Origin of the sequence: Nocardia sp. CA-119907 (assembly GCF_050955995.1) — a bacterium.
Lineage (GTDB): Bacteria > Actinomycetota > Actinomycetes > Mycobacteriales > Mycobacteriaceae > Nocardia.
Map to the genome: position 1 here is coordinate 6168295 of NZ_CP192091.1, position 20322 is coordinate 6188616.

The following is a 20322-nucleotide window of genomic DNA, read 5'->3' on the forward strand; positions in this document are numbered from 1 at the left end:
ACAGCTGAGGCCACATCCCGAGCGTGACTGTCGGATTCGCTCTGACATCCGAGCAGCCCAAAATATTGATCACCGACACGACACACCGAATCCCACCGATCACCTCGACGCAGACAGGCGTCGATGAAGGGAAGCCGTGACCCGCCAGACATTCACCATGGAGTTGACATTCGATCTGAACGTCGATGTTCCGGACGGAGTCGATCCGCAGATCTTCGGGCAAGCACTCGCCAAGGATGCCCACCAGAACCTGCGGTCAGCCTACCGATCGTACGACCCCGATAACCCGCAGTACTTCAACGCCGGTCTCGCCCGAGTCATCAGCTCGAAAGTCGAGGACGAGAAGACATTCCTTTAGGGGACGAGCAGAAGCGATGCCGCATGTACGAACACGACGCCCACACGGCCGCCGAGAACTTCCGGGATCTTCTGAAACGACTCGGCGCCCCACCAGACCGAATCCGGCGAGCACGCCGCGACCTCACCGCCGCCATCGCGCGCTACGACGAGCTCGCCACCCGCATAGAGGAACAAGCCGGACTCCGAAAACCTGAGGGCACAGCGGATATCTCGCTCAGTGACGAGGCCAACCACTACCGCCGATGGCAGGCCATCGCCGAAGCGAAATTGGTTGTCCTCGACGACATAGCCACGACCGACTGAGACCGCCACATCGATCCTGGCTGGTTCCGTCCGAGGCGGGGACCACAGAACCCCCTGACGATGATCCTCCTGTGAGTCGTAGGAGAAGCAGGCATATCGATAGCGGCACAATGCTTTTCGGTCGTGCGCTTCCTCTTCGTCCGCCTTCGTCCGATGCTGCTGTATAGGCAACCTGGCTTCGCTGTCGCTCAGCTGGCCTAACTGACCGGTCGAACTCACCGTCGAGCGGCGCGCCACGGGCAGTTCGTCTCTCTCGTCAAGCGGTCTCAGCGCAGCGCTGCGACACCAATTGTCCTGCGCGATAAACCGATTCGCGTGGGCACGCGAATCTCATCCGGCGTGAGGAGCCCCGTATGACCAGTAATCGCGATGTCACCGATACCTTCGCCCGCCACGTCCGCCGACCAGACGACCGCGCTCACCGGGTCCATACCCGCAGTGTATGGATCGGTGGAGACAGTTTGTATTCCTACGGGTCGCATTTCCCGCTGGCGCGGGTTTTCCGCGATCTCGATGGCAGGGCGCGGGTGGTGTTGATCAATGACGACACCTGGAGCCGGACCACCGGCAAACACAAGTGCCACACTCAGCGCAGTCTCGATCACTACACCAGCGACGTCCCGACCCTTCGCGCGCCGTTCAGCGCGTTGACCGCAGCGAGGATCGTGGAAGAGTCCATTCGGGTGCTGGACTGGCGCAATCACACATGGCGCCGCCGCTGCGGCGACCAGCCACCGCCTGGTGCGGTCATCACCACCGCGCACGAAACGCGTTGGCGTGGCGGGCCGGCCCGGGACGTGGCCGATACCGATCTGGTCTGGAACGCCGACGGTCAACAGGTGCGGCGTTTGGGCGATCAGTATGTCTGGCACACCCGTCGACCCGGACCGGCCGTGGGATGGTTCCCCACGGAGTATCGCGAAGCATTGTTCGCTGCGGACTACGACAACTTCGAGGCTGGTCGACGTTCGCGGGCGTTGTTTCTGTCCTCATGGGACGACCAGGACACCCGCTCCTATTTTCTGTGCCAGCTGCCGACGTGCGACGCGGACACGATCGAGGACGCGCTCGAGGCACTCAAACCCGAGCCCGTGCGACTGGCCGAAGCGATGGGCCGCCACACGTCCCGCCAAGGTGACATGTTCGCCATCCCCATACCGGGGCTGACCAGCAGCCAGCTGCGTCACGCCCACGCGACGATCACCAGGCGCTCGACCGGCGCAATGCTGTTGGGCACCAACCACACCGCGTCCGAGATCGCGACGCTGCCCGACGGCCGTCAATACGCCCGCGGCTGCTTCTATCACGCACCGACCGGCCGACCAGCCGATCACGCCCGACGCCCCATCGGCGACCGCCGTCAATGGCACGCCGTGGTCCCCAACACCGTCCCTCTGCTCAATTGACCGGCCCACCGCGACGGCACTTCGGCCATGGTCGCGGATCGACCCGGCGCCGGTAACCGCAACCGCAACCGCAACCGCAACCGCACAGCACAGCACAGCACCGCATGCAGATACCGCAGCGGCACTCCGTCCGTTCAGAAAGGTTGCACCGCGTGATGGGGATACCGAACCTCGGCGACCAAGCCCAGATGTGCAGTGACATGACCGACGACCGCGAACTCCACGAAATCGATGAAATCGGCACCGTCACCACACTGTCGGCGACCCGACCCGGGGGCGGCGACAGAGCTTCGTCGACACAGCCAGCGGATCCGACCCTGATCCTGCTCGACACCCAACCTTCACGGTCGCTGTGACCGACACGCTCCGGACCGGATCAGCTCCCACCGCACGTGGCCCGCCGCGGGCTCCGATGCCAGCCAACCGACCTGCTTACGCCCAGCCACATGATCAGGACTGCCCATGACTGTTCACGCTCAACTTCTCCCGCCCCTCACCGCTCCACTTCCCGACCACGACCTGACCTCGATCGGGAATGAGGTCGGCAACGACATCATCACCGCAACGATCCTCGCTGACCACCCGCGCACGAACCGGCCCGGTGCCGCAAAGCGCGCGTGGACCGTCGGCGGAAACGGCGACTGAGTCCCGGGGCCTTCGCCCGCCGAGCCACTCGACGGGCGAAGGCCCAACCCAACCCCCCGCCGGCCGGATTCGCCACCACCGGCATCCGGGTGGATCGCGTCAAATATTCAGCGCACCAACCTATTTGAGGAGGCTTCGATGACCGGAGCGAGGACACGTCGCGCTCGACGAATCACCGAGGCAATGCCTCTGGTCTCGATGCTGCGCGCGCACGGCCACGACTGCGACAACATGTGGTGGACCCGCCGCGATAGTCGCCATGACTGGTTCGAGTTGACCACGCCGCTGAGCATCAACGACCGGGGTGACACCCCGGTGAACGAGTCGAATTTCGCTGTCGCCGAATCCCGCATCGACGAGGTGTCCGCGTTCGGGGTCAGCTTCCGATACGACCTGTGGCCAGGCGGAACCATCCGCACGCTCGTGGTGCGCGGAGATGATGCCGCCGCACTGGCCGCACTCGACACGGTACTCACCGCATTGGCCGACTCTGCTGTCCTCGACGACGAAGACGTCGCGCGACGCGAATGGGATGAGAACCATCCCGACGGCGGCGAACGCGAATGCCGCGCCGGCGAGGGCTGCCAGTGCGTCTACCGGACCCACCAGCACGTGCTCGATGTCCGTGACGACGGGGCTACCTATCCGTGGTGCGGGGTGTGTTTCCAGGATGTCGAGGCGTGGGATGACCACCGCTACGACCACCGCGACCCACGACCGCAACCGCAAAAACCACACGACGAGGCGCAAATGGTCTTGTTCGCCACCTGAACACTGCCGGGTGCCACCATCCAGTAGTCCTCATCGCTGGTGCTCGACTGCACTTGTGCACGGACGGCAACACCAGGTTCGAATTCCACGCGCATCGGCTGCCCTGCCCGAAGGGCCACGCATCAACCGAGCAAACCGACGGCGGATCCGATCACCACTGTTCGGTCGTCACCGTCGTCGTGCTCGTCGGTGACCCCAGCGAATCGCAGCCGCAACGAGGGCAATCACCACCACAGTTTCACCTGCTCGCCACCCCGACCATCCACCATCGAATGGAGCACTTGTCATGCCGTACTCGTTCACCATGTCCTGGATTGACGACTCCGACAACGTCTGCGCGCTGGTCGAGGACACCTTCGAGGCGTGGACGTCGCAAGCGCCCCGCGGACTTCTGCGGTCATCCCACCACACCGCGCAGTCGCCAGGACGGCTGTACTTCGCAGCCAGCTTGACCGAGATACTGCGGAACGGGACCCACCGGACTACGGAGGTCAGCGCCGCGATGCACGGCCTGGGTCCCCTCGCCGAGGACTCACCGGGGCGGATCACTGTCGATATTCACCGCGATGATGAGGATCGGCACGGCCATTTTCGGTCGCCGTGGCTGGTGCAGCAGCTCATCGCTCGCGGTGTGCGGCCACGCGTCGCCGATGACCTTCTCACCGTGTCTCCGACGGTGATGCGCGGCGCCGATGCCGGAGAAGCCCTGGCCGAACAGGTGACCAGCTTCGGGCGAAGTCTGCCGATCGTTGTCATGAGCAGCGTGCCGGATCTGTTCAGGCGGCTGCGCCGCCCCCAGTACCTCAACCAGGTCATGCCGCTGCGCAGCGACCACAGAACCCTGGGCGGGATCGCCGCAGGAACGGCGCGCGCGTGTGCAGGACTGGCGACCGTCGTGCTGGTCGACGAGGCATGTCGTGTCGTATTCAACGATGCGGTCGGACCCAACTTCGCCATCGCCCCCGGAGCGTTGCGGGTATTCCGACCCGACGCCGACCCCGCTGTGGTCACCGATGCACTCCGCCACCCGCAGCGCACGGCCCAGTCGTGGTACCCCCACTCCACGGCGGCTCCCGCTTTCGTCGGACAGCTCCTCGCGTCCGACGCTGTTTCCGCGGCCCGGGCAGCGCTGGCGGTCTGATCGCCCGAGCATCCCTCGGCTCGCCGCGACGCGCGCGGCGCCATTCAAACCTAGTGTGAGCTGGCTGCGCCTCTCGGTGCCTAAATAGGCGAATTGATGACGCAATTCCGGAGCTGAACAGTGGTCGTACGCGCAAATTCACTGACGGTATTGACCAGGGGATACGACTCCGCGGAACGTTTCCAGTGTTGAACTCGAATGCCGCCGTAAGAAATGTACGCGGGCATAGAAGCGGTCGCAGTCCGCATGACTGCGTGGCGGAATCTGTTCAGTTCAGGCCTGTCGAATTGACGGGACTTTCTGCTTGGAGGATTTACTATGGCGAGTTTGCTGTCCGAAATTGTGGACGAGAACACCGAGCCAATTCGTTCGGTGCGTTATGTGCTCGTCTGCGAGTTCGGCGACGACTGGGCCAAACGTTTGGCCAGCGTGGTCCAGGTCATCGACTCGGCACCGGAGCGCAAGATCGTCGACGCAGACGAGACACAGCATGGGAGCCGCGTCGGCGGGGAGTTTCTGATGTTCGAGAACACGTGCTCGTCCGACGTATTGGGGTTCAACGACCCGATCGAGATCGGCAACCATCGCTATCTGATGTGGAGCTGGCCCGGTCTGGCACGGTCCTTCGGCCCGAGGGGTCATATCGTCATCGACCTGGACGGTCCCGCGCCGACGGACATGCTGGACGTCCTGGCCACGCTTTCCAACGGGACGATCCTGGACAGTGATTTATATTCACGCTCCTGTCAGGACGTGATCGTGAAGCAGTGGCGCGAGTACGGGTGCCACGAAACCAAGAACGCGATCCGTGAGGCGATCGGTGTCGACGAGCTGAGCGAGTACGCCCAGAAGATCATCGAGCAGCTGGTGTTCGGCGGCATCGTCGAAAAGGCCGGTGATGGCGGATATCCGAGACTTGAGGATGTCTCGTCGGTCGACTTCGGTGCGGTCGAGATCGCCGAGTGGATCATGGTGCGCCTCGACACGAGGGTGACCATCTCGAACGGCAGCATCGACTACGTGTTCGACCTTCGCCGGTCCCGTCTCGCGCGGGCAGCGTGAGCGTGGTGGATATCGAGCAGGAACGTACCGGGCTGCTGGACATGCTGGCGGTGCTGGACTACGCGATCATCGGCGAGGAACGCGACTTCGAGGAGTGCGACGAGGAAGCTCGGGAAGCGCACGTCGTGCACAAGATCCGCGGTGCGCGGTGGTATGTCCAGACTCGACTTCGCGCGCTCGGCACGGTTTGTCTGCTCAAGGTGCAGAGGGCTACGACGAACTGCGGCATCGAGATATGCCGCGAACTCGTCGGAGTACCAGAGGCGAAGGCCTGCATCGCGGACATGCGAGCGACCGGCCACACGCTCACGATCACCGAAGGTGGCCGGGATGTGTTCGCGCTCAGTCCATCTGGTGAGTACACCATTGAGCTGCTGTTCCCCGAGGCGGCCAAACGATGAGCGAAACGATGCAGGTTTCGACGTGGGCGGACGGTTTCGGGTTCTGGCACGCGAAGGTGAGCGTGCCCTACAACGCCGAGCTGCCCGATGCTGCCGTGCACGATCTCGCACGCGAGGCGATCCTGGCGGAGCTGGCGCAGCGCGTGTCGAATTTGGATCGCGCCGGGATGCGGGCGGTATTGGTGGACATGCACCACGACACCGACACCGCTACCCTAGTCGCAGAATATCGCGAGGAGTGGCCAGAACTCCTCGGCCACTGAGCAATTCAGAGCCCGTCAGCATGTCGGCTGCACAACGAATAAAACGGCCGGCCGAAGATCTCTGTCGATGCGACAGATACGCGGCCTGGGATCGAATTGGTCGAGGCTCGTGTAGAGCGGTATCCAGTGTGCTGAGCAGTGGCGCAGTTGTGTCGACGAAGTGGGACCGCCCGTTCGACGATGTCGTGGCCTGTTTTACCTGGCACCGCTCTGATCCAACACGACCTGCATTTCGTCGCATCGACTGCAGCCTCTTCATCGTTCGGCGGGTAGGACTTCCCTGAAATCGTGCTGGGATGCGAATCCGCCGCGAAATATGCACACGTGTTACTTGGAGAAAGCCAATGGAAAAAATATGTGGTTGGAAATGTGGAGATAACACCCCAGGGCACAATCATTACACCGTGATTGTCCGCGAGAACGGCAAACTATTGGGACGTCTCACCCCGGACGGCAAGACGGTGAATCGCAAGGTACATGCCGCGATCCTGTCCAAGGCCAGAGCCGACCAGATCGCCAGCCAGATCAACGCGGACAAATCAACCGAGTTCACCGCCGTCGTGCGCCCCTTCTGAACACGGAGAGAACGGCAACGCCCTGAACACGTCTTCCACACGCCGGCCGGTGGATCCAGTGATCAGGGCCAATCCCTGAGACTCCCACCACGAATCCTTCGAGCCTCGCAGTTCAGCTCAGTCCATTTGCGGCCACATGGCCACCTGTCTACGTCAGGAAGGAAACACTGTATGACCACCATGGAACTCGAACCCGCCCTCAAGGATCGAATCCCCGATACTCCCGGTGATGGCAACCCGCCCAGCGCGCTGGAGGTCCTCGAGGGGCTCGAGCTGGCCTATCCGACCTACTTCGCCGAACCCATGAAACTCGTGCGCGGCCCTAACCGACCCGAAAAGCCCGACGATCCCGATTTCGACGCCGATCTGGCCAAGAACGGCAATGACATCCCCATCATTGTCAGTGTCATCGACGGGCGCCTCGTCGTCGAAGACGGCTGGCACCGCACACGCGCGTTGCAGCGCGCCGCAGTCAAGGCACGCGAGTCTGGTCAGAAGGTCCGCAAGGCGTGGATCATCGCCTTGCCCGAGGACACAGAGGCCGACGAGAAGCAGCGCGTGATCGCGCGTGTGCGAATGCAATTCTCCACCGGCAAGTACCGTGTCACCCAGGACGACGCCGACCGACTCGCCGCGACCGCGGCACTGTTCGAGGTCAAGGCCACCGACAAGGAAGTGCGCGAGAACCTCGGACTGACCACCCGCGAAATCAGGGCATATCGCAAGGTCGCGAAATCGGCGACCGCGACCGCTGCGGTCATGGACCACCAGTTCGACATCTTCCACGCCGCCGACGCCGATCGCTACGCCAACGACCCCAGACGCCACCGGCTCGTCCAGGCCGAACTCGATGGAAACTTCGATTACGTCTTCGCTGAAATGGTCGCCGAGGACGAGGCCCGCGCCGCCGAGGAGGCCGCCCGCGCGGAGGCCGAAGCCACCAGGATCCAGGTGGCCGCCGCTTACGAAGCGGCGGTGACCGACTACGCCGACCGCGGCTTCCACGTCGTCGACGAAATACCGGAGGGACTCGACTGCTGGCCCCTCGAGCTGCTGCTCACAGCCAGCGGTGACCGGGCCGGTGAAGTCGACGCCGCCGCGCAGCCGGATGCCTTCGCCGTCGTTCTCACCCAGCGGATCGTGCACATCGACACCGGTGAGCTCATCGCCCCCGATCGGATCGATGACTTCACCCGCGCCAATCCCGACGCCGAAGCCAGCAACGGCCAAGTCCACGCCCGGCACGTGCGTGAGGAAGATAGCTTCTACCCCAGCTATTTCTGCCTCGACCCCGACGCTGCCGCACTCACCGTCGACGAGGCCAGCTTCCCCGAGTCCACCGACAGCGATGCCCGCGACGACGTCAGCGGCACCGCCGCGGACCAGCCGACGGAAACCATCGAGGAGCGCCATGAACGCCAGCAACGCGAAGCCGAGCGAGACCGGCAACGCGCGGCTGACGTCAACCGGGTCCGGGCGCTGAACACCAAATCCGTTGCCGCGGCCAACCGGCGGCGCAAGTTCGTCCGCGAAAACTGGTTCACTGGAAAGAAGACCATACCGGCGGGAATGGGTGAACTGATCGGGATGGTGGTGGGCAAGTCAGCCCTGCTCGAGCGCTACACCACCTCGGTACTGGCCGCCGAACTGGGCAAGCACCTGTCCGACGCACCGGTCGGCGGCGGTGTGAAGGCCCGCGACAACCACGGTCTGCTCTACGCCGCTCTGCGGGTCGTCGCCGCGATGGAAGCCGATATCCTGCCCAACCTCGAGGTCAGTGAATCCAAGGCCAAGGGTTGGCGCGGCGTCCGGGAACCGCTGTGGAAGCCCTACATCGAACTGCTCGCCACGCACGGACACAACCGCGCGCCCTTCGACTACATCCTCACCGGCGAACTCACCGCCGACCAGGTCTACAACGGCGACACCGAACCCGCCGCCCCGAAGGATCAGGACACACTTGAGACCGATTCCACCACCGATACATCGGATCCGGTCACGACCACCGGCCCGGACCTCGGGGCCGAGGGCTCCGACCGGCAAGAGGCTGTCGTGCGCGACGAGGAGCTTGCATCGCCGAAGGCAGCCTGAAACCCGACAGGGCCGTTCCGTCGCGGCGGAACGGCTGCCTGTCGGCTGTGACCGAGTGGGCGTTCTTCCTACCTACAGCGCTGGCTGCGGAATCACGCTGTCTCGCTGTTCTTCCGAACATCAGCTACACGGCTACCGCAGTCAGCGATCACCGCTGTGGCACAAAAGTTTTCGGTCAGTGCACTCCTTTCCCATGTCCGGCAGTCTCTGCCTCTGTCTGCGATCGCCGGTTCGGCACACCGCGCCGGCGATCGCCTTCTCGATTCGACTGCCACTGATGTCTTCACATTCCTCTTCGAGGCCCCGGGCGAGTACCGGACCCGCATCCGACAGCGGTCGGACACATCCGGGTTCGCGCCACCCTGGCGACATGGTTGCCTCCCGTCGCAGCCGCCGCAGCGCACGCCTGATGCAGGCCGCCCTGACCGCAGCCGAACACGGACACCATGTGTTCCCGCTGCGGACACTCGCGAAGACCCCTGCCTACGAGGAGCATTGGCTCCACCACGCCACCGCCGATCCCGACGAGGTCCGCCGGATCTGGCGCGAACGCCCTTACAACGTCGGCATCGCCTGCGCGCCGAGCGGCCTCTACGTCATCGACCTCGATTCATCACACGGCGAGCAGGCTCCCACACCATGGGCCGGACTCGCCCACGGCCGCGAAGTCCTCGCCGCGATCGCCCAGGATGCCGGACACTCGTTCCCGGGCGGCACCTACACCGTGGCCACACCTTCCGCGGGATTGCACCTGTACTTCCGTGCTCCCACCACGATCCGGCTACCCAATACCTCTGGCACCGTGGGATGGCGCATCGACACCCGCGGCGACGGCGGCTATATCGTCGCCGCCGGATCTGTGCTGCCCCATGGCAACTACACCGTCATCGATCCGCGCCCACCTCAACCGCTGCCTGCATGGCTGATCACCAAGCTCACACCACCGCCCCTACCTACGCGGCGGCCATCGCGACCGGTCGACATCGACCGCGCGGACCGCTACGTCCAAGTCGCACTACGCGCCCAAGCCGATCGGGTCCGTGCCGCGCCACGCGGTCAACGTCACACCATCCTGCTACTGGCAGCGAATTCCCTCGGACGCATTGTCGGCGCTGACATCCTCGACGAGAACAGACAACCACTCGCTCTCGGGATCCTCGACTACAGCACCGCCTACGCCGTGCTCTACGACGCCGCCAGCACCCACATCGGCATCGACGACTTCACCGACACCGAAGCCGATCGCACCATCACCGATGGCCTCAACCACGGCATCGCGCACTCGCGCCAGATCACGCTGCGCACACCGTGATCACTGCTCCGTAACCGACACGGCCACAACTGAACTCGTCGGCTGCGCCGATCACATAGGTCGGTTCGTGCGGATCAATCGGACCAGCAACTGAACCAACCAAACATCATCCGACCGCGACGGTGCCCCGGCACATCGTCGTGTACGCCCCAGCCTCAGCCACCATCACCCGCCGTGCAGTAGCCCACTAACGATACGGCCGCGCATCAACTCGGCCCACACCTCCGAATCCAGGACACCGTATTGAGCGAACCCATCACTGTCACCACCCCGGACGGTCACGTCACCATCACCGCCCGTCCCTGGACTGCCGACCAACGCCCGCAGGTGATCGCTGGACTCCGCCAGATCATCGACTCCCTGTACCGCGCGTTGCCTGAACTCTGCGGATCCGACACCGTCGAGCAGGCCGCATCCGATCTTGCACTCCGCACAGCAATCGACAACGAGGACGTCGCCGATGTTGTGTTGCAGACCGCGCCCGACACCGAACTCGCACAGGCGGACTGCCATCGCTAGCGGCCATCACCCTCAAGCACCCTCGCTTCTTTCCTACTCAATGAATGTGTCCTGAACCGGATCTGGGGTTCCCGCCCCCAGCGCGCCGCCGCCGCATTGCGCACCCGACTAGTCCGCTAGGTGTCTGTCGTTCGTCGACTCGGCCATGTACGCCGCTGCACCCTCAGCAAGCATCGGCGGTCCCGGGTTCCTTGGTCCAGTGATCGTCTGCATGTCCGGATTCGTCGACGCCGTCGATATCGCGCACGTGTCCGGCATCACCCCGGCGACAACGTCTCGGCACGCCACTCCCACCAGATGACAGACCCCACCCGAACCAATCGGAGTGGCACTCATCCGCGACGACATCATCCGCCCGGACGCCGAACAGGCCGCCCAGATCACCACCACCTCTACAGAAGGAGACCGACCATCATGACCATCGCCGACATCATCGCCCTGTTTCTGTACATGATGCTGTGGGGGTAACAGAAACAATCCGACGTCGAATCACCACCGCTGGAACGGGATTCGTAGCCACAGCCGTCGCCATTGTCGTCGCGCTCTTCGGCCTCGCCTCGGGTATCGCTGGCCTCGCCAGCATCATCACATTCCTGTCCTCCTGGATCGGCCTGGCCCCGGCCGCCGCAATATGCGCGGCCGCAGGGTTCGCCGTAATCGGGTGGATGGCCTGGCGGTGGTCTCGTGCCCGCTGAGACCCCAGACGCCATCGACGAACTCGTCGATCTGTAACTCAAACGCGGCATCGCCACTGGCGAATGCCGCCCTGACGCCATCAACCCCACCGAGATCGGCACACCAGCTGGCGAGGCTGCCCATTCGGCGTTGATCGGCATGCCGATCGACTCGGACACCTGTTCCTGCGTGTCCGATCCCCGCACGCGTGCTGTTTGCTCCCGCCTGCGCGCACTTCCGACCCGAGAGGTATCACGATGAACAGCGACGACGATCCCTACAGACCCACGCCGTTGGGGACAACGATCATGGTTTTGCGGGGGCTGCCCGGGTCGGGCAAGTCGACGGTGGCCGCTCACCTCGCCGCCACCACCCCCAGAACAGTGGTCGTCTGTCGGGACACGATCCGCGAGATCTACTTCCATCGCGACGGCATCCTCGATATCGAGGACGAGAACACCGTCACCGAACTGGAAACACGGCAGGCGCTCGACCACCTCGCCGCCGGGTTCAACGTCGTCATCGACTCCACCAACCTGGCCCCCGCATATGTGCACCGATGGCAGCAACTGGCCGCGACCCTCGCGATCGCGTGTGTGCTGGTCGACGTGCACGCACCACTCGAGACCTGCCTTGCCAGGGTCGCTGGCCGCCAGCAGACAGGAGGACGCGGCGTTCCTGCGCCGGTCATCCGCGACCTGTACCGACGGCATCCGCCCGAGACCTGGTGCCCACCGGCTGATCACAGCGTTGGTGAACGCCCCGTGCCCGCCCCTGAACACCCGAAGCGCCGACGGAAGAACCGGCGGTAACCCGGCGACACTGCGCAAGTGCCACTCCGGCCAACGCGGATCTGTGTCGCTGCCGACACCGTACTCGACCAACCTGAGCCGAATGTTGCCCTCGGTACAAGCTATCTCGGCCGATACTCACCTGCATTCGTCATGTGTTGCAACTCAGCCCGACGACCACTGTTGTGGTGTAACAACACCCGTCACGGTCGGGATGGTTTCGCCTGAATCCGTCGCGTCCGTCGGCTCGCCTTGCCAGGGTTCGGGCGATTCGGTGTCGATGTTGGGCGGCTGCTCGCCGACACGGCTATCGACTGGATCCTGTTCGGGATCGCGAGCCGCGAACTCGGTGCCGGTGTCGGCGGTTCGGAGCAGATCCCGGACCTGTTTCGGCGATATCTGCAAGATCTCGGCGACTTCACTGATGCTGCATTGCTCGGCGCGGATCGCGGCCGCGGCGTGTGCCTGCCTTCGCTGGTGCTCGCCGATTTTCTCCTCTGCGCGTGTGCGGGCAGCCTGCACGCGGCGATCGGCCGCAGCGATCACCTCCGCGAGATCACCGTCGGCTGCCTCGATCGCGACAGCCGCGTCGATATAGGTCCGCTCGGCGGCGTCGATGCGGCTCAGGCGTTCTCGCGCGCGGGCATGACGTTGCTGACGCGCCAGCCTCTGCTGTTCGCGTCGCACCGCCGCCGTCGACGGCTGTTGCGATGATCGAGCGCGATGGGTGTTCGGTTCCTCCACGAGTACTCCTGACCGACTGATCCGATGATCACGCCAGTCCCCTGCCGATCAGCTTACGCCGCAGCACGAGACCTGTTCTCGCTCACAGCTATCGCGAACCGCTACAGTGGATTCCGCGCTGTGTGTGCGGCACATGTTCCTGTCTTGGGCACAGCGCGTGTCCACAGGCCCGGCATGGCACTGCGGCAACCGGCGGGGAGTGTGTGCGAATTCGTGCGCACTCGCCACCGCGTCCACCTTGGGCGAGCGACTCCCATCCCGCCCCTGTCGACCACGACCGGCACTCTCCGCTCGTGTCCAACGAGCGCATCCCGCGACCTCGCACTGTGTGCAATCCCTGTGTGATGACGCCGATACCGGCACTAGGCGCCTGCAACAGCGGGGCGTGCCTCGTTCCCGGTGATCGCTGGAAGGATTCCGAATGCCTGCCCTGTCCGTGCGTGCCTTGCCGGTGCGCGACCGTGTCAACCTGACTGACGTCGATCTCGCCGAACGTGAGCTCGAGTTGACCATCATCTGCCCCTACCCGCGCTGCCACGCACCTGTCCAGAGCCCCTGTGTACGCACTGATGTCACCGGCCGCCGCTGCGTGCTGCGGTTGCTGCATATATGCCGCATCAACACCGCCAAACGCGAAAACACCATTGCTGCTGTCGCCCCTCCGAAGGTCCGGTCACCGCGCCGCCGACCACGCTCACGTCCCACGATCACCACACCCACGCTGGGACGAACAGCCCACCAGCGCCCCGCGACACCCGACCGGCATCGCCGCCGCGCCGTGACCAGCCACGTGCACAGCCCTCGAAACCACCGCAGACGCTGACCACCCACGACACCTGGCCGACATTCCCCCAAGCGTCGCGATGACCGGGCCGGATGAATGACCAGCTCCACCGAACTCGAACTCACCACCGCCACAGCGCATCCCGGCTGACCGGTTCAACCCACACCACAGCATGCGCGACCCCGACGCACCCTCTCGCCGCACGACCGGCATCGCCCCCACGCCCCGATATGCCCTACCGCGCAGGGCACCTCCCAACCCGCAAGGAAGATCCGATGAACCTCGAACCTGGTGACCGCGTCCGGATCACCGGCATCATGCCCAACGACCCGGACCCGCTCGCGGTCGGTGACACCGGCACCGTGACCAAAGTGCGGGACTCGCAGATCGACGTCGACTGGGACAACGGGCGTCGACTGATCCTGCTCGATGACGATCCATTCGCAATCCTTACCGACACCGGCGGCGAGGACATCGAGCCCGCCGGGTCCAGTGAGCAGGGATCGTGATCGACAACGGCAGTGGCGTACCGACGCTCACCGTCGATGACATCGGTCCCTTCCAGCTTCCATATCGAGTCGTTGACCCACTGGTCGCTGCCTCGAACATGCACGAATTCAATGCAACTCATCCTCGAAGGAGCCCACTATGGCTGGCGACACCGTGATAACCGTCATCGGAAATCTGACCTTTGACCCCGAGCTTCGATTCACACCCGTTTCCCGTGGGTTCGCGAATTCCGAAGTGGCCGTTGCCCGGAACTGAAGCATGTGCTGCCTTCTACGAGGCTATCTGACCCATGAGTTCGGGAACCTACGTGTGTCCCTCAAAACCCCTACTGCCCTATGCAACTGGGAAGAACGCAGTCCCCTACAATCCTTGGAGGATCATCATGGCTAGCGACACGGTCATTACTGTCAAAGGGAATCTGACAGCCGCGCCAGAGCTGAGATTCACACCCGCAGGAGTCGCGGTAGCCAGCTTCACCGTCGCCTCGACACCGCGGTATCGCGATCCCAACACCAGCGAGTGGAAGGATGCCGACGCATTGTTCTTGCGCTGCAACGTGTGGCGAGAGGCAGCTGAGAATGCCGCCGAGTCGCTGACTCGAGGCGCACGGGTGATCGTCAGTGGGCGGCTCAAGCAGCGCTCCTATGAAACCCGCGAAGGCGAGAAGCGAACGGTCGTCGAACTGGAAGTCGATGAGGTCGGACCGTCGCTGCGGTATGCGACCGCGAAGATCTCACGGGTCAACCGAAGCAACTCAAACAGCAGCGGCTCGAACGCCAACGCTGGTGGCGATGATCCTTGGGGCGCAATGCAATCCGGTGAACCGGTGTTAGCCGCGTCCGGATTCGGTGGGACCGGCGAGCCGCCGTTCTGAGCAGCGTTACGGTCAACCGATGCCCTCCTCATCGAGGTCGCGGTGGTGGAGGGTATCGGTATAGCGTTCGGCGCCTTTGACGCTGAGCCCGAAAAGGTCGCACAGTCGACGCACGTCGCCACCGATGGAGATGGCCTCATAGAGGATCCGGTCCTCGCGAATGGCTTGACATGCCATGCCGAGGGTCGTGTTGATCCATACATTGCTGACCGGCCCGGTTCGCACACCGGACTTCATGTTGATCAGAAGATGTGGGTTCATGGTGTCGGGCCATCGCTCAGCTCGATGGTTGAGCCACGCCGAGAGGCGTTTGCGCACGGGTGGTGCCAGCAGCACGGTCCGATCCGGCAGATGCAGACGCCCGTCGCGAACATCGGTCAGCACCAGGGATCGAAGTTGGGCACTGCGAAGTGCGTGGAAGCCGACGAGTCCGGCGATGAGGGCGCGGGCCGGGTTATCGGAGATCAGCGCTTCTTGCAGCCGGAGCACTGGGACTGGTAGCGGCACACGGGTTTCTGGTCTGCCGGTGCGGAAATGGGTGGTCGGGTTGGAGAACACCATCCGCCGGGCTTTGAGAATGCGGAACAGCGAACGCAGCGACTGGCCGACAAGTGAACGCTGAGAACCGCTGGCGGGCAGCGCTTGCTGGATATGGTCACGAGATATCTCGCGCAACGATTGGTGTCCGGCCGCAGCCCACCGGTGCACCGTCGGCATGGCGTGACGGATCTGACCGCGCACGGTGGCTTCTGCTCGGGGCCGAGATCTAGGCGGGGTGGTGCTGCCCACACGCAGGACCTCGAACCACGTCGACAGTTCGTCGCGCATCTGATCGGGAAGGCTCACGATCTGGCGGGCGAACCACGCGACGACACTGGGTTCCCGGTCGTCGTCGAGCATTCCCGCTGTCGCGAGGATATCCCGAATGGGTTGCAGCGCAATCGAAATCTGATCGAGCTGCGCGACCTCACTGGCGGTGATGACCGCTCCGGGAGTGTCTTGCAACGACAACAGGATCCGGATGCCCTTGCGGGCATCGCCCAACCTGGATTTGCTCCAGCCGTGTCTGCGGGCATGCGCGAACGCAACCTCGTCGAGCTGGTGCGCCAGCCCGGGATCGGGCGGATCAGCGAATCCGCGCTCGCGTCCGCGCGCTAGGTCTCGGGGCACATCGACGACGGTGAGTTGCTGATCGGGGACGGGATAGCTGCGATAACTCGGTCGTTCGAAGGTGATCGGACGGGCAGGTCGACGTCTCTCCCGGAACAGATCGACCAGGAACAGCTGCTGGCCCTGACTATTAGCCCGTGTTTTGAAAGTGGGTGAGGGCGGGCAGGTGCCCGCCCTCAGCCGTGTCGTAGCCATTGGTTGATGGCGGCGATGCGGACAGTGGCCTGGTAGCGGACGGCGAGTTTGTCGAATCGTGTTGCTACGGCACGGTTTTCCTTCAACTGGCCGATGCCGCACTCCACGCTGTGGCGTTGCTTGTAGTCCTCGCGGTCGAACGCTGGTGGCCGTCCACCGGCGGAGCCTTTGTTCTTCCGATGCGCCGCTTGATCCTTCTTGACCGGAATGGTGGCCTTGATCCCGCGTTCGCGCAGGTGCGTGCGGTTGGCGCGGGAACTGTAGGCCTTGTCGGCACGCACCCGCTCTGGGCGGGTCCGCGGGCGACCAAGACCGAGGCGAGGCACCGAGATCGCATCGAGCACTGCGGTGAACTGCGGGCAGTCAGCGCGCTGACCGGCGGTGATCACCAGCGACAGCAGCTTGCGGCCCTGCTCGCACGCCAGGTGGGTCTTGGTGGTCCACCCGCCACGGGAACGCCCGAGCGCGTGATCGGCGGGCTCGGTCTCGACCCCGCCGGGCGGCTCGGCCTGCGCGTGGCCGTCATGGCGGGCACCAGCGGCGTGGCGATGCGCCCGGGCGATGGTGGAATCCACGCTCACCCGCCAGATGATCTTTCCGGCGGCATCGGCGAACGCCTGCAGCATTTTCAGCATCCATGCCCATATCCCCGCGCGTTGCCAACGGCGGAACAGCCCGTAGATCGTCTGCCAGCACCCGTAACGTTCGGGCACGTCCCGCCACGGTGTCCCGCACCGGGTCCGCCACCGGATCCCGTCGATGAGCTGCCGTTTCGTCCACTTCGGCGGGCGACCCGCCTTCTTACCGCGAGGCAGCAACGGTACAAGCCGCGCCCACTGGGCGTCGGTCAGGTCCGCTCGCCCCGCCACCGATACGCTGGTCACGAGGTCTCCGGTATTCAGGTTCTTCTTTGTCGCTGAACCATCTACCGGAGACCTCGCCTCGTCAGGTCATCGACACGCCAAGGCAGACAACATCTTCCGATCCACCCCGCTGAGTGCGCCCCACAGCGGCGCACTCAGCGCACTTTCAAAACACGGGCTAGCGTCCAGCACGCTCGGCCCGTTGCCATGCGGGCGTTTCCCTGCCACTTGTCGCCAACATAACCGGCAGACTCCATCTGCGTTTACCGCGACTACCCGTTGGCACGAACGGCATGGCATAGCCACCGGGAACCGGCGACGCAACCCGCGGCAGGCTTCACACAACCAGGCCGTATGGCGGGTGACGCCCCAGCCGAGGCAGTCCCGGCAGCTGTCGATCACCTGCGGGGCGCATCGATGGCAGCGCTGGCACAGTCCAGCGGAGTAATAGTCACGCGTCGACCCGCACTTGCGACACGGCAGCGGCACGAAAGGCCCACCAGGCATGCACCGGTAGCAGTGTTGGTCTCTGGGCGTGGCGACCGGTCGTTGCCCGCACCCAACACAGGTCCTCGGAGGTGTCATGCAGGTGGCAATGTCCGGTTGCGGCCCAGACGTGGCGTGATCGTCGCGATGCCGGTGCTGTTGTCGGCGGCCTTGCGGGGTCGCCTGGCCGCGACCTTGTCCGGTTCACGAATCAGCAGATCGTTTGCCTCACAACCGAGCACGTGACAGATCACATCGAGATCGTCGAGTCGGATCGTGGTCGGAACACCGGTCCACAGCGCCGACATCTTCCCAGCGCTGATCTCCAAGCCGGCGTCCGCGAGTCGGCGCCGCATCTCAGTCGACTTCCAGATGCCTTGCTCGGCAGCTTTCATTCGCATGTTCCAGCGCATGCGCTCACTCCGTTCCGGTGATCAGTCGGGAAGCGACACGATCATTGGCGCTCGCCCAGGCGGTCTCGACGTGGTCGTCATGGACATGGATGTATCGAGTTGTCGTGGACAACCATTCATGGCCGAGGAGTTCCTGAATCGCCTTCATGTCCATACCACGCGAATACAACGACGAAGCACAGAAGTGCCGCAGCACATGTGGTGTCAGCCGCCCCTCCCACGCGGGCAGCCAAAGCCTCACCGCCCCAGCCAGTCCGCTCCGCAGACCGTCGTCACCAACACGCAGACAACGACCACTTTCCCGGTCCCGACGCTCACTCGGCAGCAGCGGCGCATCCGGATCTATCCAGTCATCCCCGAACTGATGTCGAATATCGGTCAGCCACCACTCCAACAGATCGCCCGCCGAATTGATCGTCGGCACCAACCGCGCCTTCGGGCCGCGCCCCATACTGCCCTTGCCGAACCGCACGTGCAGCTTGCCGTGCTGCCCCAAATCCTGGCGCCAGTCACGGATATCGAGGTGGACCGTCTCACTGATGCGCAGACCAACTCGACGCCACAACGAAGCAGCCAAATAGTCACGAGCAGCGGGCAGGAACTTGCGCGCCTCCGGCAGCGCCTCGCGCCACCGACCGAACAACGCATCCACCTCATCCTCGGTCGGCGGCACACGGATCACACCACCGTAATCCGCTTTCGCTGGGCGATTGAACTCATCGACAGGCTGAACCACCACATAACCGGTCAGACCGTGAATCTCACCCTGATAGCGGCTGATCAAGAACTCGAAGAACCGCGCCACAGTCCCGGCCTTGGCATGCACCGTGCTACGCGCTCGGTCCCGCCGCTGCTGCTCCAGGAACCTATCCGCATCCTGAGGCTGCGCCGTCCACACATACCGACCAAGGAACCTGATGAACGCGAAGATCACCGAACGTTCCTGCGCAATATGGTCATCCGTCACCCCGGCGGCCGCGAACGCCAACGCGTACTGATCCACAAGCTCCTGCTCGAAGTCATCGAGTTCCTGCGGCGAAACCAACCGCCGCACAGCTCCGGACGAACGAACCGCGGCAAGCCTCACCACCCCGCCACCGCGGGTTCACTAACCAAGACCATCGGACATGAATACCAAAGAACCGTCAGGAATTCCGACGAACCATCGAACTTCGATCACGCCAGCCCGAACCGCGCTGGCCTGGACCATCAGCTAACCAGTGGACAGGAGGCGCCGAGAAACCCACGGCAGTTGCGATAGCGGGCGTAGCGGTCGCGAATTTCACCGTCGCCTCCACTCCCCGCGTGTTCGACCGCAACGCCAACGAGTGGAAAGACGGCGACGCGTTGTTCATGCGCTGCAACAGCTGGCGTGAGGCCGCGGAGAATGTCGCCGCAACCCTGACCAGGGGCTCGCGCGTGATTGTGACCGGCCGTCTCAAGCAACGCAACTACGAAACCCGCGAGGGCGAGAAGCGCACCGTCGTGGAACTCGAAGTCGATGAAGTCGGGCCCTCGTTGCGGTACGCCACGGCGAAGATCAACAAGACCCGACGCGGCTCCAGCGCATCGGGTGGATTCGGCGGCGCGGACAACGCCAGCGGCGGCTTCGGCAACCAACCTGCCACGACAGACGGTTGGGCCACCCCCGCCGGGGACGACCCGTGGGCCAACCAGACCGCCTCGGCCGCTCTCGTCGGCGAATCAAATTTCTGATCTCGCCCGAATGCCCTCTGGCGGCTGCGGTTCCAGCGTTGTCGCCAAGGGTTGGTGAGTGGTTCGGCCCGGGGTGTTCGTCTGGTCGGTCGCCCCGCCTGCCCGAGGGCTACCAGCTCGCCCAGCGCCACGCGTCCGGGCCCGCGCCGGGTCGGACACGAATTTCCAGGGCGCGACGACCCCGCTACACGCACGGTGTGCATGTGAGCGCGGGAAATTCGTCTCCGCCCTGATCGGCGCGTTCCCTCCCGC

The 20322-nt window shown here is 64.2% G+C and carries 23 protein-coding genes and 1 pseudogene; 19 read left to right on the forward strand and 5 right to left on the reverse strand.

Going from position 1 to position 20322, the window contains the following annotated elements; genetic code table 11:
• Window positions 1-136: 136 nt before the first annotated feature.
• The 16 genes from ACQP2D_RS27210 (at window position 137) to ACQP2D_RS27285 (ending at window position 12336) form a co-directional block, all read left to right on the forward strand.
• A complete protein-coding gene (locus tag ACQP2D_RS27210; protein ID WP_433678757.1) occupies window positions 137-358 on the forward strand; it encodes a hypothetical protein in 222 nt (73 codons plus the stop codon).
• 23 nt (window positions 359-381) lie between these two features.
• Window positions 382-663 (forward strand): hypothetical protein, encoded by a 282-nt coding sequence (locus tag ACQP2D_RS27215; protein ID WP_433678758.1) that lies wholly within the window; start codon window positions 382-384, stop codon window positions 661-663.
• A 353-nt stretch (window positions 664-1016) separates the two neighbouring features.
• On the forward strand, window positions 1017-2069 hold the full coding sequence (locus ACQP2D_RS27220) for a hypothetical protein (protein WP_433678759.1): 1053 nt from the start codon (window positions 1017-1019) through the stop codon (window positions 2067-2069).
• Between the two features lie 155 nt (window positions 2070-2224).
• Window positions 2225-2425 carry a hypothetical protein gene (locus tag ACQP2D_RS27225; RefSeq protein WP_433678760.1) on the forward strand — a complete coding sequence of 67 codons (201 nt, stop codon included), beginning with the start codon at window positions 2225-2227 and terminating at the stop codon, window positions 2423-2425.
• 106 nt (window positions 2426-2531) lie between these two features.
• Window positions 2532-2714: a hypothetical protein gene (locus tag ACQP2D_RS27230; RefSeq protein ID WP_433678761.1), complete on the forward strand. Its 183-nt coding sequence runs from the start codon at window positions 2532-2534 to the stop codon at window positions 2712-2714.
• A 138-nt stretch (window positions 2715-2852) separates the two neighbouring features.
• Window positions 2853-3485 carry a hypothetical protein gene (locus tag ACQP2D_RS27235; protein WP_433678762.1) on the forward strand — a complete coding sequence of 211 codons (633 nt, stop codon included), beginning with the start codon at window positions 2853-2855 and terminating at the stop codon, window positions 3483-3485.
• A gap of 286 nt (window positions 3486-3771) precedes the next feature.
• On the forward strand, window positions 3772-4626 hold the full coding sequence (locus ACQP2D_RS27240) for a hypothetical protein (protein WP_433678763.1): 855 nt from the start codon (window positions 3772-3774) through the stop codon (window positions 4624-4626).
• A gap of 318 nt (window positions 4627-4944) precedes the next feature.
• Complete coding sequence (locus ACQP2D_RS27245; protein ID WP_433678764.1) at window positions 4945-5688, forward strand: hypothetical protein; 744 nt, start codon at window positions 4945-4947, stop codon at window positions 5686-5688.
• Between the two features lie 5 nt (window positions 5689-5693).
• Window positions 5694-6089, forward strand: coding sequence for a hypothetical protein (locus tag ACQP2D_RS27250; RefSeq protein WP_433678765.1), 396 nt, complete (start codon window positions 5694-5696; stop codon window positions 6087-6089).
• Window positions 6086-6352 (forward strand): hypothetical protein, encoded by a 267-nt coding sequence (locus ACQP2D_RS27255; RefSeq protein WP_433678766.1) that lies wholly within the window; start codon window positions 6086-6088, stop codon window positions 6350-6352. The genes ACQP2D_RS27250 and ACQP2D_RS27255 overlap by 4 nt, the downstream gene beginning before the upstream one ends.
• Before the next feature lie 404 nt (window positions 6353-6756).
• Window positions 6757-6927, forward strand: a complete 171-nt coding sequence (locus ACQP2D_RS27260) for a hypothetical protein (RefSeq protein ID WP_433678767.1) — start codon at window positions 6757-6759, stop codon at window positions 6925-6927.
• A gap of 171 nt (window positions 6928-7098) precedes the next feature.
• Window positions 7099-9018, forward strand: coding sequence for a hypothetical protein (locus tag ACQP2D_RS27265; RefSeq protein ID WP_433678768.1), 1920 nt, complete (start codon window positions 7099-7101; stop codon window positions 9016-9018).
• 370 nt (window positions 9019-9388) lie between these two features.
• Entirely contained in the window at window positions 9389-10330 is a 942-nt protein-coding gene (locus tag ACQP2D_RS27270; protein WP_433678769.1) for a bifunctional DNA primase/polymerase, read from the forward strand.
• Window positions 10331-10573: 243 nt separating this feature from the next.
• On the forward strand, window positions 10574-10849 hold the full coding sequence (locus ACQP2D_RS27275; RefSeq protein WP_433678770.1) for a hypothetical protein: 276 nt from the start codon (window positions 10574-10576) through the stop codon (window positions 10847-10849).
• Between the two features lie 458 nt (window positions 10850-11307).
• A complete protein-coding gene (locus ACQP2D_RS27280) occupies window positions 11308-11544 on the forward strand; it encodes a hypothetical protein (RefSeq protein ID WP_433678771.1) in 237 nt (78 codons plus the stop codon).
• 237 nt (window positions 11545-11781) lie between these two features.
• Window positions 11782-12336 carry an AAA family ATPase gene (locus tag ACQP2D_RS27285; RefSeq protein ID WP_433678772.1) on the forward strand — a complete coding sequence of 185 codons (555 nt, stop codon included), beginning with the start codon at window positions 11782-11784 and terminating at the stop codon, window positions 12334-12336.
• 144 nt (window positions 12337-12480) lie between these two features.
• Here ACQP2D_RS27285 and ACQP2D_RS27290 read toward each other — a convergent pair whose 3' ends face one another.
• Window positions 12481-12861 carry a hypothetical protein gene (locus ACQP2D_RS27290; protein WP_433678773.1) on the reverse strand — a complete coding sequence of 127 codons (381 nt, stop codon included), beginning with the start codon at window positions 12859-12861 and terminating at the stop codon, window positions 12481-12483.
• 1257 nt (window positions 12862-14118) lie between these two features.
• On the opposite strand from ACQP2D_RS27290, the gene ACQP2D_RS27295 reads away from it, so the two are divergent.
• Together ACQP2D_RS27295 and ACQP2D_RS27300 are read left to right on the forward strand one after the other, a co-directional pair.
• Entirely contained in the window at window positions 14119-14352 is a 234-nt protein-coding gene (locus ACQP2D_RS27295) for a DUF4314 domain-containing protein (protein ID WP_433678774.1), read from the forward strand.
• Window positions 14353-14735: 383 nt separating this feature from the next.
• Window positions 14736-15227, forward strand: coding sequence for a single-stranded DNA-binding protein (locus tag ACQP2D_RS27300; protein WP_433685778.1), 492 nt, complete (start codon window positions 14736-14738; stop codon window positions 15225-15227).
• A 12-nt stretch (window positions 15228-15239) separates the two neighbouring features.
• Here ACQP2D_RS27300 and ACQP2D_RS27305 read toward each other — a convergent pair whose 3' ends face one another.
• The 4 genes from ACQP2D_RS27305 to ACQP2D_RS27320 form a co-directional block, all read right to left on the reverse strand.
• Window positions 15240-16592: a hypothetical protein gene (locus ACQP2D_RS27305; RefSeq protein WP_433678775.1), complete on the reverse strand. Its 1353-nt coding sequence runs from the start codon at window positions 16590-16592 to the stop codon at window positions 15240-15242.
• Complete coding sequence (locus ACQP2D_RS27310; RefSeq protein WP_433678776.1) at window positions 16574-17476, reverse strand: IS5 family transposase; 903 nt, start codon at window positions 17474-17476, stop codon at window positions 16574-16576. Before ACQP2D_RS27310 ends, ACQP2D_RS27305 begins: the two co-directional genes overlap by 19 nt.
• 560 nt (window positions 17477-18036) lie before the next feature.
• Complete coding sequence (locus tag ACQP2D_RS27315; protein WP_433678777.1) at window positions 18037-18336, reverse strand: helix-turn-helix domain-containing protein; 300 nt, start codon at window positions 18334-18336, stop codon at window positions 18037-18039.
• 22 nt (window positions 18337-18358) lie between these two features.
• A complete protein-coding gene (locus tag ACQP2D_RS27320) occupies window positions 18359-19399 on the reverse strand; it encodes a tyrosine-type recombinase/integrase (RefSeq protein ID WP_433678778.1) in 1041 nt (346 codons plus the stop codon).
• 215 nt (window positions 19400-19614) lie between these two features.
• On the opposite strand from ACQP2D_RS27320, the pseudogene ACQP2D_RS27325 reads away from it, so the two are divergent.
• Window positions 19615-20070: pseudogene (locus ACQP2D_RS27325) on the forward strand (single-stranded DNA-binding protein); the annotation flags it as partial.
• Between the last annotated feature and the right edge of the window lie 252 nt (window positions 20071-20322).

Excerpts from the sequence above, each read along its gene's own strand:
- ACQP2D_RS27215 (WP_433678758.1), top strand. The coding sequence starts at position 382 with ATGTACGAACACGACGCCCACACGGCCGCCGAGAACTTCCGGGATCTT.
- ACQP2D_RS27220 (WP_433678759.1), top strand. The coding sequence starts at position 1,017 with ATGACCAGTAATCGCGATGTCACCGATACCTTCGCCCGCCACGTCCGC.
- ACQP2D_RS27225 (WP_433678760.1), top strand. The coding sequence starts at position 2,225 with ATGGGGATACCGAACCTCGGCGACCAAGCCCAGATGTGCAGTGACATG.
- ACQP2D_RS27230 (WP_433678761.1), top strand. The coding sequence starts at position 2,532 with ATGACTGTTCACGCTCAACTTCTCCCGCCCCTCACCGCTCCACTTCCC.
- ACQP2D_RS27235 (WP_433678762.1), top strand. The coding sequence starts at position 2,853 with ATGACCGGAGCGAGGACACGTCGCGCTCGACGAATCACCGAGGCAATG.
- ACQP2D_RS27240 (WP_433678763.1), top strand. The coding sequence starts at position 3,772 with ATGCCGTACTCGTTCACCATGTCCTGGATTGACGACTCCGACAACGTC.
- ACQP2D_RS27245 (WP_433678764.1), top strand. The coding sequence starts at position 4,945 with ATGGCGAGTTTGCTGTCCGAAATTGTGGACGAGAACACCGAGCCAATT.
- ACQP2D_RS27255 (WP_433678766.1), top strand. The coding sequence starts at position 6,086 with ATGAGCGAAACGATGCAGGTTTCGACGTGGGCGGACGGTTTCGGGTTC.
- ACQP2D_RS27265 (WP_433678768.1), top strand. The coding sequence starts at position 7,099 with ATGACCACCATGGAACTCGAACCCGCCCTCAAGGATCGAATCCCCGAT.
- ACQP2D_RS27270 (WP_433678769.1), top strand. The coding sequence starts at position 9,389 with ATGGTTGCCTCCCGTCGCAGCCGCCGCAGCGCACGCCTGATGCAGGCC.
- ACQP2D_RS27285 (WP_433678772.1), top strand. The coding sequence starts at position 11,782 with ATGAACAGCGACGACGATCCCTACAGACCCACGCCGTTGGGGACAACG.
- ACQP2D_RS27295 (WP_433678774.1), top strand. The coding sequence starts at position 14,119 with ATGAACCTCGAACCTGGTGACCGCGTCCGGATCACCGGCATCATGCCC.
- ACQP2D_RS27300 (WP_433685778.1), top strand. The coding sequence starts at position 14,736 with ATGGCTAGCGACACGGTCATTACTGTCAAAGGGAATCTGACAGCCGCG.
- ACQP2D_RS27305 (WP_433678775.1), bottom strand. The coding sequence starts at position 16,592 with ATGGCTACGACACGGCTGAGGGCGGGCACCTGCCCGCCCTCACCCACT.
- ACQP2D_RS27315 (WP_433678777.1), bottom strand. The coding sequence starts at position 18,336 with ATGAAAGCTGCCGAGCAAGGCATCTGGAAGTCGACTGAGATGCGGCGC.